The following is a 16,664-nucleotide window of genomic DNA, read 5'->3' as shown; positions in this document are numbered from 1 at the left end:
GGTCGGTCCCGGGGTCGGTCGCGGCCGACTCGCGGTGCTCCGCCTGAACGAACCGGCGCCCCGAACCTTGCGCTGGCGCACGGATTGGGCGGGCAAACCATGACAACGTTGCCACCACCTGCCCGGCACATCGCCGGCGGGCCCCGCGTCCGCCCCCTCTGCTGTTGCCGGCCTCTCTCACCGGCCCCGGACCTGCTGCAACGCTGGCGACACCCTGCCGCCCAGCGCCCACCACCTGATCGGAGTACGACATGGCTGACCCGATTGCGCGCAGTACGGTGACATCGTTATCTCCCCGCCGCCCCGCCCGGCCCCGCCGCTGGCTGCTGGCCCTCGCCCTGGGTTCGGCGGCCCTGAGCCCCGGCCTCGCCCTGGCCGCCAGTTGTACCGGCGTGCCGGAGTGGAACGGCAACGTGATCTACCTGGCCGGCAGCACCCTGCAGAAGGGCGGCGTGCTGTACCGGGCCAACCAGGACATCTGGAATGCCCCGCCCGACCACCCGGCCGGTGCGCCGTACTACACCAACCTGGGCGCCTGCGACAGCGGCGGCAGCAACCAGCCACCCAGCGTCAGCCTGACCTCGCCGGCCAACGGCGCCAGCTTCAGCGCCGGCAGCACCATCACCGTCAGCGCCAACGCCAGTGACCCCGACGGCAGCGTGAGCAAGGTCGAATTCTTCCGTGGCGGCACCTCGCTCGGCATCGACACCAGCGCGCCCTACAGCGTGAGCTGGGCCAACGCGGCGGCCGGCACCCATACCTTCAAGGCCGTGGCAACCGACAACAACAACGCCGTGACCTCGTCGGCCACGGTCAGCGTGACCGTCAACGCCGCCAGCAACGACACCACCCCGCCCAGCGTGCCGGGCGGCCTGTCGTCGCCGTCCAAGACCGCCACCACCGTCAACCTGGCCTGGAGCGCGGCCACCGACAACAGTGGCGGCAGCGGCGTGGCCGGCTATGACGTGTACCGCAACGGCACCCTGGTCGGCTCGCCCAACGCCACCCAGTACACCGATGGCGGGCTCACCGCCACCACCGCCTATACCTACGCCGTGCGGGCCCGCGACAACGCCGGCAACGCCTCGGCCCGCAGTGCCACCATCAGCGTGACCACCAGTGCAGGGGGCGGCAGTGGCGGCAACAAGCGCGTCATCGGCTACTTCACCCAGTGGGGCATCTACGGGCGCAACTACCGGGTCAAGAACATCGACACCAGCGGTTCGGCCAGCAAGCTGACCCACATCAACTATGCCTTCGGCAACGTGCGCAACAACCGCTGCGAAGTGGGCGTCACCCAGGCCTCCGACCCGAACACCGGGGTGGGCGGCGATGCGTTCGCTGATTACACCAAGGCGTTCCAGGCTGGTGAAAGCGTCAGCGGCAGCGCCGATACCTGGGACCAGCCGCTGCGCGGCAACTGGAACCAGCTCAAGCAGCTCAAGGCCAAGCACCCGAACGTGAAGGTGCTGATCTCGCTCGGTGGCTGGACCTGGTCGCGCGGCTTCTCCAGCGCGGCGCAGCCGGCCAACCGCCAGGCCTTCGTGGCCTCGTGCATCGACGCCTACATCAAGGGCAACCTGCCGGTGACCGACGGTGCCGGTGGCGTGGGCGCGGCGGCAGGCGTGTTCGACGGCATCGACATCGACTGGGAATACCCGGTGGCGTGCGGCATCGCCTGCGGGACCCCGGCCGACAATGCCAACTTCACCGCGCTGATGGCCGAATTCCGCCGCCAGCTCGATGCGGTGCGCCCGGGCCTGCTGCTCACGGTGGCGGTCGGTGCGGGCATCGACAAGATCCGCGTGACCGATCCGGCGGCGTATCACCCGTACCTGGATTTCATCAACGTCATGACGTACGACTTCCACGGCGCGTTCGATCCGAAGACCGGGCACCATTCGGCGCTGTTCGATTCGCCGGCCGATCCGTCCACCGGTGATGTGAAGCTGTACAACAGCAACGATGCGATGGAAGCCTTCCTCGCCCGCGGGGTGCCGGCCAGCAAGCTCAACCTGGGCATCGGCTTCTACGGCCGCGGCTGGACCAACGTGCCCAACGTCAACAACGGGCTGTACCAGACCGGCACGGCCGCACCGGGTACCTACGAGGCGGGCATCGAAGACTGGAAGGTGTTGAAGAACCTCAACCATCCGGTCTTCACCGATGCCACCGCGCGGGCCACCTGGAGCTACAACGGCACCACGTTCTGGAGCTTCGACACCCCGGCGATGGTGACCGAGAAGATGGGCTACGTGAAAACCCAGGGACTGGGCGGTGCGTTCTTCTGGGAGTTCAGCGGCGATGACACCCAGGGCACGCTGGTGAACACGATCAGCAATGGGTTGAAGTAAACGGCAGTGCGCCCGGAGCGGCATCGCTCCGGGCGCTTCGCTTCGTATTGTCCATGTCGCGACCGCCGCAAAGTGAATCGTTTTTGAAAGTAGCGGCCAAGTGCAGTAGACAGAATGATGCGGTCAACGACTCAGCCCTCCTCGGGATGCCCGCATGCCCAGCCCGCCTGTCACTGCTGCCAGCACAGCCGCTACCGTTACCCGGTTGCACACCTTCTCCAGTGTCCCGCCACCGGTTCCGCCGCGCCCGACCGCGCCACCGGCAGCACCGCCTTCCGTGACGCTCGGCAGCGTCGCGAACCAGCCCACCCCGCTACGCGATCGGACCAACACCATCGCGGGCTGTCCCGATGCATCTCTCGAAGATGACGCTTGGGGCAGTGACTTCGATGATGTGGCCTACACCGAAACGGAGTTGGCCGAATTCGATGTGCGCTTTGCGCGCGAGGCGCTGGATATAGCCAACGCGCAGCGCCACTGGTTTGCGCCGCCCACGCAGGAAAGGGTCAATCGCGACTGAGGACGACGCAGCCGTGCGCACGCGCACGGGCTTGAGCATTTTCTGAAAGCCGTCGGGGACCGCCATTCAATAATGGCGGTCCTTTCCCTTATGGCGCATTGCATCCCATGCGGACCCCTACCGCCCTGCTGCGCATTTGCGCTTTACTCGGCAACCAGAACGCCAGAGAAAAGGTCTCGATCCGGGATCAGCTCAAGCCACTCACGCTCAAACAGATCCGCAACCACCTGCCCACCGGATGGTCGCGAGCACCCCGCATCGATCCCGGCGTTGTGGTCACCCTTCCCCGCGCCAGGCTCACAGCACTGCCACTTCAGCCGGAGCGGCATGAAGCGCCGCAGCAGGTTCAACCGTGCTCCCCAACGTCCGTTTCCAACCGTCTCGCGTGCATCGTCACCACCAAAGGCACCAGCTGGTTGCACCACGGACCGGGCGCGCGCATTCCGGTGCCGAAGAGCGGCAATGAACGTCATCCCCTGGGCTTCGATCAAGCAGGTCTCACCTCCCAACCATCTGTGGCAATGGATGCATTGGATCGACAGGCCGCCGCGCTTGTTCAAGGGGAGAAAGACCTGGGCAGCTTCTTCGGCGAAGTGGATGGGTACGATGCCGAAGCAATCGATGTCGCCAGCCCTCTGACCCTTGCCAACCAGATCGACGATACGACCTCGGCCGACGCCAATGACGCTGAATCACCGTCGTTGCTGAGCGACAGCGATTCAGATGACGAGTGGGATCCAGTCTCGGCTGAGGAACGCATCGCTGCCGACGTGCGGTTCGACAAGGAGACACGCGAAATCGAGGCATTCGAGGCAATGTTGAACGCCTTCAGCGACGACAACGCTGCGCCTGCGGTCGACATACCGCCGCCTCCGCCGCTGCCTCCTGCGACCGGCACTCCCGGTCCGCCATCGCCGCGGCCATCGCCGGGCAGGATGGCACACGCCCTGTTCTCATCCCCTTCCCACGACGATCTGATGGCAGACATGCTCATCGCGGTTGCACAACGCCAGGCGCGCCAGGCGAGCGTGGAAAGCACCGTTTCGAGCGCGGCCAGCGCTCCTCCGTCGCCAGTCGCTGCAGGCCTGGTCAAGGGCTTCGAGCTGATGACGGACACGCACAAGGAATCGCTGTCCGGCTACAGCTCCGATTCCGGTCGCGGCAGCCATCTGCTTGATGCGGGCGCGGACTCCGACCACGGCTGGAGCGATTCCGAAGCATGACGCTGCGGTCCGCCCCGGGGTGATCCCGGGGCGGCGTGGGCTCAATTGGCCTGGCGCTCCAGCGCCTTGAGCAGCTGCGCCGGCGGCACGTAGCCGCCCAGCTGGGTCCCGTCGGCGGCGAACACCGCCGGGGTGCCGCTGACGCCCACCTGCTGGCCGAGGTTGTACTGCATGGCCACCGGGCTGGTGCAGTTCTTCGGCGTGACCGGCTGGCCCTGCTTGGCGCTGGTCAGCGCCTTGCGGCGGTCGCTCGCGCACCAGACCGAGATCATGTCGGTGAAGTCCTTGCTGCCCGGGCCCATGCGCGGGAACGCCACGTACTCCACGGTGATGCCCATGCGGTTCAGCTCGGGAAGGTCCTGGTGCAGCTTGCGGCAGTACCCGCACTCGATGTCGGTGAACACGGTGAGCGTGTGCTTGGGATTGGCCGCAGCGAACACGATGCGGTCACCGCGCGGCACCTTGTCCAGCAGCTGCTTGCGGTAGGCCAGCAGGCCGGCACTGCTGGCCGGGGCGCGGTTCTGGATGTCGTACGGCTGGGACTGCATCAGGTAGCGGCCGTCGTCGGACACGTACAGCACCTGCCCGCCCACCAGCACCTCGCGGAAGCCCGGGAACGGGGCGGCGCCGATGTAGTCGGGCTTGAACTTCGGGTCCAGACCGGCCAGTGCGCTGCGCACGGTTTGGTCGGCGTTGGCATTGGCCGGCGCGGCGCTGCTGGCCGGCTGGGCGCCAGGCTTGGCGGCCGGCGGCGCCGGCTGGGCGCAGGCGGTCAGGCTGAGCGCACCGCACAGCGCCACGGTAAGGACTCGAAGCATCTGCAGTTCCACGGTAAAAGGTGCCCGATTCTCGCACAGCCGCTCCCGCGGCGACGTCACGGCGGGCGCCTTCGGCCCGCCTGCGGGTGCGGCGAGGGAATCGTGAAAGCGCTCGCCCATCAGTGCGTGCACGCTCGCTGCCCCTCCGTCCGCCCTGCCCCTTTCCCGTGCATTCCCTTTCATCGATCACGCTTTCGTTCAAGGCCCATGTCCTCCGCCGCACCTCCGCCCGCGTGGCGCTGGCGGCCGGCTCCCACGACGGCGGGCGCTTCCATCGCGCCATGAACAGCATCCAGAACAGCGAAGATCGGCTGTCCGGGCGTTTCTGGAGCGGCGCGCTCAGCGCGCCGAAGCTGGTGGACCGCGCCGCCCAGCTGGCCCGGCTGCGCGAGCAGCTCATTCCCTCCCACCACGTCGCCGACCGCGTCGAGCGGCTGGAGCAGGTGCTGAACCGCTGTGGCGACCGTCGGCCGCGCTGGGTGTCCAACATCGGGCCACGCGCGCAGGCCATGCAGGCACTGGTCGCGCCCGATGCGGTGCTCGCTCGCGCGCGCGCCGCACTGGCCACGCTGTTCTGGCAGGGTGAGCTGACCACGCTTCCTGACTTCAAAGCCGCTTACCTGCGTGCCAACCCACCGGACATCAACGACCCGGCCCGCGCGGCCGACCTGCACCGGGCCGCCATGGAAGAGCTGTACGCACAGGCGCCAGCGGTGGAACACGACGATCAGAAAGCGCTGCTGTTTTCTTTCGGGGCCCGCGTGGCGCCCCAGCACCGTCCTTCGGTTGCGTCGCTGTCGCCCAGCCGCGCTTCGCGCAACGACGCGGTGAACCGGTGGTGGAACACCGCGATGCTGGCCGATGCGTCGGCGGGTTCGGACAGCGACGTGGTGTCCGATGATGGCAGCTGCAGCACCGCCTCCACCGCCTGGGTGGCAATCGGCGAGCCCCGGGAAAGCTACGCCTGAGCGGCAGTGTCGTGCGCCACTACCCCCTGGGATGGTGGCGCGCGTGCAGCTTCTGCAGGTGCTCGCGTGCCACCAGCGTGTAGATCTGGGTAGTGGACAGCGAGCTGTGGCCGAGCAGCATCTGCAGCGCGCGCAGGTCGGCGCCGCGGTTGAGCAGGTGGGTGGCGAAGCTGTGGCGCAGCCCATGCGGGCTGATCCGCACCGGGTCGATTCCGGCCAGCGCGGCGTATTTTTTCACCAGTGACCAGAACTGCTGGCGGCTCAGCGGCTGCAGCGACGGTTCCAGGAACAACGGCACCTCGCCGTCGCGCGCGAGCACGGTGCGCGTGCCGACCAGCTGCGGCCGCGCTTCGCGCAGGTAGCGCTCCAGCCAGTGCTGGGATTCCTCGCCCAGCGGCACCAGCCGTTCCTTGCTGCCCTTGCCGGTCACCCGCAGCACGCCCTGGCGCAGGTTCACCGCGTTGGCCGGCAGCTCCACCAGCTCGCTTACGCGCAGGCCGGCGGCGTACATCAGCTCGAGCATGGCGCGGTCGCGCAGGCCCAGTGGCTGTTCCACCTCGGGTGCGGCCAGCAGCGCGTCGATCTGGCTCTCGGCCAGCGCCTTGGGCAGCAATCGTGGCAACCGGGGCGGATCAAGCAGCGCGCTGGGGTCTTCGCTGCGCTGCCCGCGCCGCACTGCATCGGCGAAGAACGCGCGCAGCGCCGACAGCAGCCGCGCGTTGCTGCGCGGCGACCAGCCGTGGCGCGAGCGCCAGGCCAGGTAGTCGAACAGGCCGGCGCGGTCGATCCCGGCCAGCCCGTTGCCGGCGCCGTCGCGCCAGCGCGCCAGCCCTTCCAGGTCGCGCCGGTAGCTGTCCAGGCTGGCCCGGGCCAGGCCCTGCTCGGCCCAGACCGCGTCGAGGAAACGCTGGATGTGCGCGTTGTCGTCAGCGCGCAGTTCGGGCAGGTGCTGCACCAGCTGGCGGCGCGCGGCGGGGGTGGCGGTGTCGGACATGCCCACAGGATACGGAGACGGGGCCGCGCCGGCCATCCACAGCGGACGCCGGCGCGGGTATGCTCGGCGCATGAGCGCACCTACCGCTGTGGCCACGGATACCGCCCGCCCTGCATCGCTGCTGGTGTGGCGGCTGCTGGCGCTGCTGTACGACTTCTTCCCGGCGCTGGCGCTGTGGATGCTGGTCGGCGCGCTGTTCACCGCCGGCTACGCGGCCGGCCACGCCGCGCGCGACAACATCGCGCCGTTCAGTGCGCTGCAGTGGCTGCTGTGGGGGTGTTGCTGGGCGGTGACCGGGCTGTACGCCACACTCAGCTGGCGGCGCGGCGGCCAGACGTTGGGCATGCGGCCGTGGCGGTTGCAGGTGGTGAGGGCCGATGGGGGTGCGCCTACGCTGGGGCAGTTGTGGGTGCGTTATGCGGTAGGAACCGTGTCGGTGCTGCTGGCCGGGTTTGGGCTGTGGTGGGCGTTGGTGGATCGGCAACGGCTGACGTGGCACGACCGGGCAAGCGGCACCCGGTTGTTGCGATTGCCGAAGCGATAAGAACGCGGCGCAGACCGCCTGGGCCGACCAACGGTCGGCGCTACCGGGCAGGTCAACGTTCGTTGGGGGTTCGCAGGGGCTCGTGTTGCATTGGCGCCATGCATCCGGAGCCGATGGTGAACCATCGAAATGCAACCGGCGCCCAGGGTTGATTGATCCCGATCCCAATGGGCCCGTATGAATTCGTGGCCCCGGCCGCTGGCCGGAAACCGCGCGCAGCGCGGCTCAAGCATCCAACACCGATCCAACGCCGGTTGCGACCACCCCACCGACGTTCAGACCCAACCGAAACCGCCCGTCACCCCATCACCCCGACTTGCGCCGGAACAACATGCCCGATACCACCAGCATCACGATCGGCGGCAGTGCGTACGCGATGCGGTAATCGAACTTCAGCGCGCCGGCCATGCGCCCGAAGAACAGCTGCAGCAGCCAGAAGCCCAGCGCGAACAGGATGCCCAGGAACAGGCGCTTGCCCATGCCGCCGCTACGCAGTGAACCGAACGCGAACGGGACGGCGGCCAGGCACAGCGCCAGCACGTTGAGCGGGTAGAACCAGCGGCTCCAGTAGATGTCCTCGTAATCGCGCGCGTCCAGCCCGTTGCGCTTGCGGTACTCGATGCTGGTGCGCAGGTCGCGCGCGGCCAGGTTGCGCGGCTTGGAGAAACCGGCGGCCAGCGCGCCCGCATCCAGCTTGGAATCCCACTTTTCGGTGTCCACGGCGGTACGGGTGGCCGAACGCTCGCCGAAGGTATCGCGGCGCACCTTGTTCAAGGTCCAGCCGTCGGCCGTGTGCTCGACCGTGCCGGCATGGGTCACCGACGCAATGTTGCCGTCCGTTGCGATCTGGTAAAGGCGCACGTCGCTGAGCACCAGCCGCGTGCCGCCACCGGGCAGCAGCTGCTCCTCGCCACTGGTCGCGGTAAGGAAGGTGTCGCCTTCACGTACCCAGATGCCCGCGTACCGCGACGCAGACAGGTTCTGGCCCGACTTCGCACTGGCCCGGATGCTGTCGGAACGGTTCTGCGCCCACGGTGCCAGCGTCTCGCCGTTCACCACCATCACCGCCGTCATCAGCGACAACGCGATCGCCACCGAGGCACTGAGCCGCTTGCGCGACAGCCCCAGCGCGCGCAGCGCGGTGAGCTCGGACGTGGCGGCCATCTGGCCCAGCCCCATCAGCGCACCGATCACCGCTGCGGTCGGGAAGAAGGTGTAGGCCCGGCGCGGCACGGTATACAGCACCGAGGCCGCCGCATGGCCGAGCGTATAGCCGCCCTTGCCCACGTCCTTGAACTCGCCGGAGAACGCCATCACCACGTCCAGGCCGACCAGCACGGCCCAGGTCAACAGCACCGTGCCGAACACCGCCCGGCCCAGGTAGAAATCAAACCGCATCGGGTGGAGCTTCATGCGGTCCTCCGCGGGCGCGAGAGCTTGCCGTCGCGCAGGTACATCCAGATGGCCAGCGCCAGCAACGGCAGGCTCAACCACCACAACCCCACTGTCGCCGGCACCTTGCCGTCCGCGATCCAACGGGTACCAATGAACATCAGGTTCATGCCGACCATGTAGGCAAGGAAGGCGAACATCATCCTGCCGTACCGCTGCTGGCGCGGCGAACTGCGCGCAAGCGGCAGGGTCATCAACGCAAACGCCAGGGCGATCAGCGGAGGGGTGATGCGCGAGTGCAGCTGCGCCTGGGCTTCCGGCCGGGGGTCGCCGAACAACCGGCCGGTCGGCAGCAGCTCGGGGTCGTTTTCGTCGCGGGTGATGGCGCCATCGGGCAGCGCAACGTCGTTGCGGACGAAGGTCATCAGCCGGTAATCCAGCGCGCCGTTGGCCGGGCCCTCGATCTGGTGGCCGTCATTGAGCTGCAGGTAGCGCTGGCGGTCGCCCTCGAAGAACATCTTGCCGGTCGCGGCCGACATCACCTCGATACGGTCGCCGCGGCTGCGCTGGACGAAGATCCGCCCCAGCCCGCTGCCGTCGGCCGAGACCGAGGACAGGTAGACCACCCCCCCATTGGACAGCATGGTGAACTTGCCCGACTCCAGCCCGGCCATGACCAGGCTCTTGTTGGCGTCTTCAACCATCTGCTCACTGGTCCGGTCGGCCCACGGGCCCAGCCACAGCGAGCACAGGGCGATCAGCCCGACCACCGGCAGCACCAGCATCAGCACCGGCCGCAGCAGCCGCTTGGGGCCCACGCCAATGGCGGTCAGCACCGCCATTTCCGAATCCCGGTACAGCCGCGCCGTGGCCAGCAGCAGGCCCAGCATCAGCGCCAGCGGCAGGATCAGCGGCATGTAGACGATGAACTGCAGGCCCAGCTGGGAGAACAGCAGGCGGGCAGGCAGGCGGCCGTCGGCGATGTTGCCGAGGATGTCCACCAGCACGCCGCCCACGCTTACTACCAGCAATACGATCAGGGTGGCCAGAAAACTCTGGACGAAATCACGCAGGAGATAGCGATCGAGCTTCGACATGGGGCGGTGGTTTAAACTCTCGGATTCGTTCGCGTGGCTGCCCAGTCTACTGACGGGACGTAAACAGCTCGCGATTGTACGTTTTTGCCAACGGAATCTGATCAATGGCCCTGGAATTCACCCTGAACCACGCTGCCCCGGCCTCGGCCGAGGTCGACTGCGTCATCGTTGGCGCCTATGCCGACCAGACCCTGAGCCCCGCGGCACAGGCCCTGGACGCCGCGTCGGGCGGCCGTCTGACCGCCCTGGTCGCCCGCGGCGATGTCAGCGGCAAGACCGGCGCCACCACCCTGCTGCATGACGTGCCCGGCGTGAAGGCCCCGCGCGTGCTGGTGGTCGGGCTGGGCGAGCCGGCCAAGTTCGGCGTGCCGCAGTACCTCAAGGCGGTGGGCGATGCCAGCCGCGCGCTGAAGAGCGGGGTCATCCGCCACGCGCTGTTCACCCTGGCCGAGATCGAGGTCAAGGGCCGCGATGCCGCCTGGAACATCCGCCAGGCCGTGATCAGCGCCGACCACGCCGCTTATCGCTACACCGCCACCCTGGGCACCAAAAAGGCCGAGGCCCCGGGCCTGGCCACGCTGGCCATCGCCGGCACCGACAGCCAGGCACTGACCCAGGGCCAGGCCATCGCCGCCGGCGTGCAGCACGCCCGCGAGCTGGGCAACCTGCCGCCGAACCTGTGCACCCCGGCCTACCTGGCCGAATCTTCGGTGGCCTTCGCCCAGGCCCATGCCGGTGCCGAAGCGGAGATCCTGGACGAGACCCAGATGGAAGCGCTCGGCATGGGTTCGCTGCTGGCCGTGGCCCGTGGCTCGGCCAACCGCCCGCGCCTGGTCGTGCTGAAGTGGAACAACGGCGGCGACGCCAAGCCGTACGTGCTGGTCGGCAAGGGCATCACCTTCGATACCGGCGGCGTGAACCTGAAGACCCAGGGCGGCATCGAAGAGATGAAGTACGACATGTGCGGTGGCGCCAATGTCATCGGCACCTTCGTCGCGGCGGTCACCGCCAAGCTGCCGCTGAACCTGGTGGTGGTGGTCCCGGCGGTGGAAAACGCCATCGACGGCAACGCTTACCGCCCGTCCGACGTGATCACCTCGATGTCGGGCAAGACCATTGAAGTGGGCAACACCGACGCCGAAGGCCGCCTGATCCTGTGCGACGCGCTGACCTACGCGCAGCGCTTCGAGCCGGCCGCGCTGGTCGACGTGGCCACCCTGACCGGTGCCTGCCTGGTCGCCCTGGGCCACCAGACCGCCGGCCTGATGACCAAGCACGACGACCTGGCCAATGAGCTGCTGGCCGCCGGCGAACACGTGTTCGACCGCGCCTGGCGCCTGCCGCTGTGGGACGAATACCAGCCGATGCTGGATTCCAGCTTCGCAGACGTCTACAACATCGGCGGCCGCTGGGCCGGCGCGATCACCGCCGGCTGCTTCCTGTCGCGCTTCACCGAAGGCCAGCGCTGGGCGCACCTGGACATCGCCGGCGTGGCCAGCGACGAAGGCAAGCGCGGCATGGCCACCGGCCGCCCGGTCGGCCTTCTGACCCAGTGGCTGCTCGACCAGGTCGGCCACGCCCATGTCGCGGGCTGATTTCTACCTGATCGCCAAGCCGCGGTTCCTGACCGAACCGCTGCGCCTGGTCTGCGAACTGGCCCGCAAGGCCAATGACGCCGGGCTGTTCACCCTGGTGCTGGCGCGCGACCAGGCCCAGGCCGAGGAGCTGGACGAGCTGCTGTGGTCGTTCGACGACGATGCCTACATTCCGCACCAGATCGCCGGTGAAGACGTGGACGAGGAAGAGGCGCTGGTGCTGATCGCCGTGCCCGGTACCGACGCCCCGTCGCGCCCGCTGGTGATCAACCTGCGCGACGACCCCTACCTGGGCGCCTGCGACCGGGTGCTGGAAGTGGTGCCGGCCGACCCCGAAGCCCGCGAGCCGCTGCGCGAGCGCTGGCGCCAGTACAAGGCGCTGGATTTCGACCTGAACAAGTACGACATGTAAGCCCGGCCCGGCACCCTTGATCGGTGCCGCCGGTGCCCTGATCCTTTACCGATTGCCTCCTGGTTGCCCCCGCATGACCCAACTTGCCTCCAGCTACGACCCCAAGACCTTCGAAACGGAGCTGTACGACTCCTGGGAGAAGGCCGGGCACTTCAAGCCGTCCGGCAAGGGCGAGCCGTACACCATCCTGCTGCCGCCGCCGAACGTGACCGGCACGCTGCACATGGGCCATGCCTTCCAGCAGACCCTGATGGATGCGCTGGTGCGCTACCACCGCATGCGCGGCTACGACACGTTGTGGCAGGTGGGGACCGACCACGCCGGCATCGCCACCGAAATGGTGGTGTCGCGCAACCTGGCGCTGGCCGGCAACGGCGAGAGCCGCGATTCGCTGGGCCGCGACGGGTTCATCGAAAAGGTATGGGAATGGAAGGCGCAGTCGGGCGACATCATCGAACGCCAGATGCGCCGCATGGGCACCTCGGCGGACTGGTCGCGCAGCACCTTCACCATGGACCCGCAACCGTCCGAAGCGGTGGTCGAAGCATTCCTGCGCTGGCATGAGCAGGGCCTGATCTACCGTGGCCAGCGCCTGGTCAACTGGGACCCGGTGCTGAAGACCGCCATTTCCGACCTGGAAGTGGAGAGCGTGGAGGAAGACGGCTTCCTGTGGTCGATCGCCTACGCGCTGGAAGACGGCGCCAGCTATGAGCATGTCGAGCGCGACGCCGACGGCAACGAGACCCTGCGCGAAACCCGCCCGTATCTCGTCGTCGCCACCACCCGCCCGGAAACCCTGCTGGGCGATACGGCCGTGATGGTGCACCCGGAAGACGAGCGCTACGCGCACCTGATCGGCCGCAGCGTCACCCTGCCGCTGACCGGGCGCAGCGTGCCGGTGATCGCCGATGACTATGTCGACCGCGCGTTCGGTACCGGCGTGGTCAAGGTCACCCCGGCGCACGACTTCAACGACTACCAGGTCGGCCTGCGCCACAACCTGCCGATGATCAACCTGTTCACCCCGGTGGCGGCGATCAACGACAACGCCCCGGAAAAGTACCGCGGGCTGGACCGCTACGAAGCGCGCAAGGTCATCCTGGCCGAACTGGAAGAACTGGGCATCCTGGTCGAGACCAAGGCGCACAAGCTGCAGGTGCCGCGCGGCGACCGCACCCAGCAGGTGATCGAGCCCTACCTGACCGACCAGTGGTTCGTGAAGATGGATGTGCTGGCCCAGCGCGGCCTGGAACTGGTCGAAAATGGTTCCATCCAGTTCGTCCCGGCCAATTGGATCAACACGTACCGCCACTGGATGGAAAACATCCAGGACTGGTGCATCAGCCGCCAGCTGTGGTGGGGCCACCGCATTCCGGCGTGGTTCGACGCGGCCGGCACCTGCTATGTGGGCCGCGATGAAGCGGACGCGCGCGCGCGCGCCGGGCTGGGGGCCGATGTGGTGCTCACCCAGGACAGCGACGTGCTGGAAACCTGGTTCTCCTCGCAGCTGTGGCCGTTCTCCACCTTGGGCTGGCCGAACGAACAGGCGATGGCCGAGCGCGGTTTCGAGCGCTACCTGCCGTCGTCGGTGCTGATCACCGGGTTCGACATCATCTTCTTCTGGGTGGCCCGCATGATCATGGCCACCGACAGCTTCACCGGCAAGATCCCGTTCAAGGACGTCTACATCACCGGCCTGATCCGCGATGCGCAGGGCCAGAAGATGTCCAAGTCCAAGGGCAACGTGCTCGACCCGCTGGACATCATCGACGGCATCTCCATCGACGACCTGGTCGCCAAGCGCACCACCGGGCTGATGAAGCCCAAGGACGCGCCGAAGATCGAGAAGGCCACCCGCAAGGACTTCCCGGACGGCATCATTGCCCACGGTGCCGACGCGCTGCGCTTCACCATCGCCGCGCTGGCCACCCACGGCCGCGACATCAAGTTCGACATGAGCCGCGCCGAGGGTTACAAGAACTTCTGCAACAAGCTGTGGAACGCCAGCCGCTTCACCCTGATGAACACCGAAGGCGTGCAGTTCACCGGCGTGCCGCAGCCGCGCACCGATGCCGAGCGCTGGATCCTGGCGCGCCTGGCGGCGGTGTCGGCCGAAGCGCAGGCGCACTACGCCAACTATCGCTTCGACCTGCTGGCGCAGGCGCTGTACGAGTTCGCGTGGAACGAGTTCTGCGACTGGTTCCTGGAACTGACCAAGCCGGCGCTCAACGGCGACAACGCCGAAGACGCAGCGAGCACCCGCCACACCCTGCTGTACGTGCTGGAAGCGCTGCTGCGCCTGCTGCACCCGCTCACCCCGTTCGTGACCGAGCAGCTGTGGCGCCAGGTGGCGCCGCGCCTGGGCATCGACGGTGACACCATTTCGCTGCGCGCCTACCCGACCGCGGACGAATTCGCCGGCGATTACGCGCGTGCCGAGGCCGACGTGGAATGGCTGAAGTCGATGGTCAGCGCGCTCCGCCGCGTGCGCAGCGAACTGAACGTGCCGCCGGCCAAGCAGGTGGGCCTGCTGCTGCAGGGTGGCAGCGAGGACGACCGCAACCGCGTGGCCCGCTTCACCTCGTCGCTGTCGTTCCTGCTGAAGCTGGAGCGCATCGAGTGGTTGGCCGGCGATGCGGACACCCCGCCGGCCGCCACCGCGATCGTGGGCGAGCTGAAGCTGCTGGTGCCGCTGGAAGGCCTGGTCGACCTGGGCGCCGAACGCGCCCGGTTGGACAAGGAAATCGCGCGGGTGGAGGCGGAGAAGGAAAAGAGCGCCACCAAGCTGTCCAGGTTCACCGACAAGGTGCCGGCGGCGGTGATCGAGCAGGAGCGCGTGCGTCTGGTCGACTGGACCGCGCAGCTCGAAGGCCTGGTCGCCCAGCGCGCGAAGCTGTAACGGGTTGGAGCGTGGCGACCAACGGTCGCCACCTACCGGGATTCGCAGCCACGCAGGGCGTGGCTGCCTTTACAACGGCGGCATCGTCTGGATGTCGTCGTCGACCAGTTCGATCGCCATCACCAGCGCATCTTCGCGCCCATCACGGGCCGGGTAATAGCGTGGGCGCCGGCCGATCTCGTTGAAGCCTTCGCTGTGGTACAGCGCCACCGCCGGAGTGTTGGACGGGCGCACTTCCAGGAACACCCGGTGCGCGCCATGGTCGCGCGCCAGCTTCACCAGCGCGCGGAACAGCCGCCGGCCCAGGCCACGGGTCTGGCAGGCCGGATCGATGCAGACATTGAGCACGTGCGCCTCATCGGCAGCGATGCTCAGCACTCCATAGCCCACCAGCACGCCGTCGTCGTCCAGCGCCAAGGCCGGATAACCGGCGCGCAGGCAATCGACGAAGATGCCGCGTGTCCACGGGAACGGGTAGCCGCGCAGCTCGATTTCCATCACCGCATCCAGGTCGACTTCGCGCAGCGCGCGCAGCGACATCGGCCGCGGCGAACTGACCGCGCTCACCCGCGTCCCCGCTTGCGCAGTGCCCTCAACTGCGGCCACAGCGCGCGCTTGGCGGCGGCATTGCCGCGCAGTTCGTCCAGGTTCCAGCCGGCCATCAGCGCCTGGGTGTCCGGATCATTGGGGTTGCAGCCCGAGGCGCGCAACAGCGCGATCTGCAGCGGCGGCGGCATGCGGACGGCGGGACGGCGGGCGCCGGCGCGCACGGGCGCGGCAGGCGCTTCGGCAGCGGGCGCGGTGCGGCGCTGCGCGGCGGGAGCATCGTCGCTGGGCGCGTTGCCGCGCGCTGGCGGGGAAGCGTCTTCCATGCGCGGCGGTGCGTCGCGCCGTGGGGCGGGCGGAAGTGCCTGGTCGGTGGCGGGTGCCGCGCCGAGTTCGATCTGCACGTCCGGCGCCGGTTCAACGCTGCCGTCCACGAACACCGTGTAGCCCATCGCCTGCAGCCAGGACTGCTGCGCCGGGGTCCACAGTGACGGGTCGGCCGGGGTGCTCACGCGCCGGGCTCGGCCGTCTTGCGGGTGCGCTGCCACAGCCAGCTGACCGGCCCGGACAGGGCATAGATCACGCCCACCGCGAACAGCACGCGCGGCAGGTCGATGACCATGATGGCAATGGCGATCGGCACCAGCGCCAACGCCAGGAACGGCACGCGATCGGCACGCGGGCCTTTCTCGCCGCTGCCCTTGAAGCTCCAGAAGCGGATCCGGCTGACCATCAGCAGCGCTGCCACCAGGGTCACGGCCAGCGCCACGTAGCGCAGCTCATTGCCATCCCAGCCCAGCTGGCCATCGGCAAAGGCCCACACGAAGGACATCATCAGCCCCGCCGCGGCCGGGCTGGCCAGGCCGATGAACCAGCGCTTGTCGACCACGCTGACCTGCGTATTGAAGCGGGCCAGGCGCAGCGCGGCGCACGCCGCATACAGGAACGCCACCGCCCAGCCGACCCGGCCGAGCACGGGGTCGTCGAATTTCAACCACGACAGCGACCAGTGGTACATCACCAGCGCCGGGGCCATGCCGAAGCTCACCAGGTCGGCCAGCGAGTCGTACTGCACGCCGAATTCGCTGCTGGTCCCGGTCAGGCGCGCCACCCGGCCATCCAGGCCGTCCATGACCGCCGCCACGAACACGGCGATGGCGGCATTGACGAAATCGCCGTTGGCCGCCGCGATGATCGCGTAGAACCCGGCGAACAGGCCGGCGGTGGTGAACAGGTTGGGCAGCAAATAGATGCTGCGCGAGCGCGGCGGGGGTTTCATCTGATCCATGCCCGCCAGTTTAG

At 68.1% G+C, this 16,664-nt stretch carries 15 protein-coding genes; 8 read left to right on the top strand and 7 right to left on the bottom strand.

Annotated features, from left to right (window positions below):
- Positions 1-251 precede the first annotated feature (251 nt).
- From V9K91_RS16795 to V9K91_RS16785, 3 genes are all read left to right on the top strand, one after another.
- On the top strand, positions 252-2,354 hold the full coding sequence (locus tag V9K91_RS16795; RefSeq protein WP_336443549.1) for a glycosyl hydrolase family 18 protein: 2,103 nt from the start codon (positions 252-254) through the stop codon (positions 2,352-2,354).
- A gap of 277 nt (positions 2,355-2,631) precedes the next feature.
- A complete protein-coding gene (locus tag V9K91_RS16790; protein ID WP_249833745.1) occupies positions 2,632-2,874 on the top strand; it encodes a hypothetical protein in 243 nt (80 codons plus the stop codon).
- 107 nt (positions 2,875-2,981) lie between these two features.
- Complete coding sequence (locus V9K91_RS16785; RefSeq protein ID WP_336443548.1) at positions 2,982-4,097, top strand: hypothetical protein; 1,116 nt, start codon at positions 2,982-2,984, stop codon at positions 4,095-4,097.
- Positions 4,098-4,138: 41 nt separating this feature from the next.
- Here V9K91_RS16785 and V9K91_RS16780 read toward each other — a convergent pair whose 3' ends face one another.
- Entirely contained in the window at positions 4,139-4,915 is a 777-nt protein-coding gene (locus V9K91_RS16780) for a DsbC family protein (protein ID WP_336443547.1), read from the bottom strand.
- A gap of 167 nt (positions 4,916-5,082) precedes the next feature.
- Between V9K91_RS16780 and V9K91_RS16775 the strand changes: the two genes are divergently transcribed.
- Complete coding sequence (locus tag V9K91_RS16775; protein ID WP_249833743.1) at positions 5,083-5,883, top strand: hypothetical protein; 801 nt, start codon at positions 5,083-5,085, stop codon at positions 5,881-5,883.
- Between the two features lie 19 nt (positions 5,884-5,902).
- On the opposite strand, the gene xerD is transcribed toward V9K91_RS16775, so the two are convergent.
- Positions 5,903-6,877, bottom strand: coding sequence for a site-specific tyrosine recombinase XerD (gene xerD, locus V9K91_RS16770; RefSeq protein WP_249833742.1), 975 nt, complete (start codon positions 6,875-6,877; stop codon positions 5,903-5,905).
- A 70-nt stretch (positions 6,878-6,947) separates the two neighbouring features.
- On the opposite strand from xerD, the gene V9K91_RS16765 reads away from it, so the two are divergent.
- Positions 6,948-7,421: an RDD family protein gene (locus V9K91_RS16765; protein WP_249833741.1), complete on the top strand. Its 474-nt coding sequence runs from the start codon at positions 6,948-6,950 to the stop codon at positions 7,419-7,421.
- Between the two features lie 306 nt (positions 7,422-7,727).
- Here the strand turns inward: V9K91_RS16765 and lptG are convergent, their stop codons facing one another.
- Together lptG and lptF are read right to left on the bottom strand one after the other, a co-directional pair.
- A complete protein-coding gene (lptG, locus tag V9K91_RS16760) occupies positions 7,728-8,834 on the bottom strand; it encodes an LPS export ABC transporter permease LptG (RefSeq protein ID WP_249833740.1) in 1,107 nt (368 codons plus the stop codon).
- A complete protein-coding gene (gene lptF, locus V9K91_RS16755) occupies positions 8,831-9,910 on the bottom strand; it encodes an LPS export ABC transporter permease LptF (RefSeq protein WP_093536157.1) in 1,080 nt (359 codons plus the stop codon). The genes lptG and lptF overlap by 4 nt, the downstream gene beginning before the upstream one ends.
- Before the next feature lie 104 nt (positions 9,911-10,014).
- Between lptF and V9K91_RS16750 the strand changes: the two genes are divergently transcribed.
- The 3 genes from V9K91_RS16750 to V9K91_RS16740 all read left to right on the top strand — a co-directional run bounded on the left by V9K91_RS16750 (position 10,015) and on the right by V9K91_RS16740 (position 14,816).
- Complete coding sequence (locus V9K91_RS16750) at positions 10,015-11,505, top strand: leucyl aminopeptidase (RefSeq protein WP_093536160.1); 1,491 nt, start codon at positions 10,015-10,017, stop codon at positions 11,503-11,505.
- Positions 11,492-11,917 carry a DNA polymerase III subunit chi gene (locus tag V9K91_RS16745; RefSeq protein WP_068849130.1) on the top strand — a complete coding sequence of 142 codons (426 nt, stop codon included), beginning with the start codon at positions 11,492-11,494 and terminating at the stop codon, positions 11,915-11,917. Before V9K91_RS16750 ends, V9K91_RS16745 begins: the two co-directional genes overlap by 14 nt.
- A 73-nt stretch (positions 11,918-11,990) precedes the next feature.
- Positions 11,991-14,816, top strand: a complete 2,826-nt coding sequence (locus tag V9K91_RS16740) for a valine--tRNA ligase (RefSeq protein WP_336443546.1) — start codon at positions 11,991-11,993, stop codon at positions 14,814-14,816.
- 69 nt (positions 14,817-14,885) lie between these two features.
- On the opposite strand, the gene rimI is transcribed toward V9K91_RS16740, so the two are convergent.
- From rimI to pssA, 3 genes are read right to left on the bottom strand one after another with little or no spacing between them, the layout of a single operon-like run.
- Positions 14,886-15,383: a ribosomal protein S18-alanine N-acetyltransferase gene (rimI, locus tag V9K91_RS16735; protein ID WP_095364237.1), complete on the bottom strand. Its 498-nt coding sequence runs from the start codon at positions 15,381-15,383 to the stop codon at positions 14,886-14,888.
- Positions 15,380-15,814 carry a hypothetical protein gene (locus V9K91_RS16730; protein ID WP_095364271.1) on the bottom strand — a complete coding sequence of 145 codons (435 nt, stop codon included), beginning with the start codon at positions 15,812-15,814 and terminating at the stop codon, positions 15,380-15,382. The genes rimI and V9K91_RS16730 overlap by 4 nt, the downstream gene beginning before the upstream one ends.
- A 56-nt stretch (positions 15,815-15,870) precedes the next feature.
- Positions 15,871-16,650 carry a CDP-diacylglycerol--serine O-phosphatidyltransferase gene (gene pssA / locus V9K91_RS16725; RefSeq protein ID WP_068849124.1) on the bottom strand — a complete coding sequence of 260 codons (780 nt, stop codon included), beginning with the start codon at positions 16,648-16,650 and terminating at the stop codon, positions 15,871-15,873.
- Positions 16,651-16,664 lie beyond the last annotated feature (14 nt).

Source organism: Stenotrophomonas sp. CCNWLW57 (genome assembly GCF_037203925.1).
GTDB lineage: Bacteria > Pseudomonadota > Gammaproteobacteria > Xanthomonadales > Xanthomonadaceae > Stenotrophomonas > Stenotrophomonas rhizophila_A.
The sequence above is the reverse complement of the archived record's forward strand: the minus strand, read 5'-3'. Positions and strand labels throughout refer to the sequence as shown.

Bases quoted from the DNA above. Each gene is read 5' to 3' on its own strand.
- pssA (WP_068849124.1), bottom strand. From the start codon at position 16,650: ATGGATCAGATGAAACCCCCGCCGCGCTCGCGCAGCATCTATTTGCTG.
- xerD (WP_249833742.1), bottom strand. From the start codon at position 6,877: ATGTCCGACACCGCCACCCCCGCCGCGCGCCGCCAGCTGGTGCAGCAC.
- V9K91_RS16780 (WP_336443547.1), bottom strand. From the start codon at position 4,915: ATGCTTCGAGTCCTTACCGTGGCGCTGTGCGGTGCGCTCAGCCTGACC.
- lptG (WP_249833740.1), bottom strand. From the start codon at position 8,834: ATGAAGCTCCACCCGATGCGGTTTGATTTCTACCTGGGCCGGGCGGTG.
- V9K91_RS16765 (WP_249833741.1), top strand. From the start codon at position 6,948: ATGAGCGCACCTACCGCTGTGGCCACGGATACCGCCCGCCCTGCATCG.
- V9K91_RS16795 (WP_336443549.1), top strand. From the start codon at position 252: ATGGCTGACCCGATTGCGCGCAGTACGGTGACATCGTTATCTCCCCGC.
- lptF (WP_093536157.1), bottom strand. From the start codon at position 9,910: ATGTCGAAGCTCGATCGCTATCTCCTGCGTGATTTCGTCCAGAGTTTT.
- V9K91_RS16740 (WP_336443546.1), top strand. From the start codon at position 11,991: ATGACCCAACTTGCCTCCAGCTACGACCCCAAGACCTTCGAAACGGAG.
- V9K91_RS16730 (WP_095364271.1), bottom strand. From the start codon at position 15,814: ATGGGCTACACGGTGTTCGTGGACGGCAGCGTTGAACCGGCGCCGGAC.
- V9K91_RS16745 (WP_068849130.1), top strand. From the start codon at position 11,492: ATGTCGCGGGCTGATTTCTACCTGATCGCCAAGCCGCGGTTCCTGACC.
- V9K91_RS16750 (WP_093536160.1), top strand. From the start codon at position 10,015: ATGGCCCTGGAATTCACCCTGAACCACGCTGCCCCGGCCTCGGCCGAG.
- V9K91_RS16785 (WP_336443548.1), top strand. From the start codon at position 2,982: ATGCGGACCCCTACCGCCCTGCTGCGCATTTGCGCTTTACTCGGCAAC.